At 79.9% G+C, this 825-nt stretch carries 1 protein-coding gene; it reads right to left on the bottom strand.

Features of this window, described 5'->3' with window-relative positions; translation table 11 throughout:
• On the bottom strand, nt 1-748 hold a 748-nt coding region (locus GTR00_RS21925), incomplete at its 3' end, for a carotenoid biosynthesis protein (protein ID WP_166613595.1).
• Between the last annotated feature and the right edge of the window lie 77 nt (nt 749-825).

Raw genomic sequence — 825 nt, 5'->3', positions numbered from 1 at the left:
GGTACGGGCCCACCGTCAGGCCCATCGCCGCCCCGCCCCACAGCGCCGCCGCCGGGCGCCGGAAGAAGACGGCGTTGCCGAGGGTGGAGCCCAGCCACGTCCAGCCCAGCAGCCACGCCGGCACCGCCTGCGGCACCTCGCGCTCGCGCTCCTCCGGCAGCGCCGCGTGCAGCACGGCGCAGATGGCGGTGGCCGTCAGCAGCCAGCCGGCGTAGTTGCCGACCGGGATGCCCGGCAGGCCAGGCAGGTGCGGGTGCGGGGACTCGAAGCTCCAGTGCCCCGCCGCCGTCATCTGCGGGTCCAGGAAGAGGTCCCAGCTGGCCAGCGTCCACGCCGCCGCGCCCACGACCGCCGCGTGGCGCCACCGCCCGCGCGGGGCCAGCCGGCGGCCCAGCTGCACGGCGGGCCAGGCCACCATCGTCCACGCCAGCGGCACCACCACGGGCACGTCCAGCACCTGCGGGCCCAGCGTGCCCGCGTAGCGGTACCGCCCGAACGGCCGGCCGGTGCGGGTGCCCACGGCCTCCGCCAGCAGCCCCAGCCCCCCGGCCGCCGCCAGCGCCGTCGCGGCGCCGCGCACGCCCCCGCGGCGGCCCGCGTCGGCCACCGAGGCCGCGCAGAAGACGCCCACCGAGCCGATCGTGGTGCACCGCAGCGCCTCGCCGCGCAGCAGCGGGTGCGCCACCTGCGTCAGGACCGCGGCACCGGTGAGCGCGCCGGCCAGGGCCGGCGCGAGTCTGGAGAGCACCTCGCCACTGTAGGGAGGGGTGCGGGCGGCGCCGCCCGCGGGAGGGCGCGCCCAGCGGCGGGGCCAGGACCGCGACC

This window comes from Kineococcus indalonis (assembly GCF_009906395.1).
Taxonomy (GTDB): domain Bacteria; phylum Actinomycetota; class Actinomycetes; order Actinomycetales; family Kineococcaceae; genus Kineococcus; species Kineococcus indalonis.
This window is presented reverse-complemented; position numbering and strand designations above follow the sequence as displayed.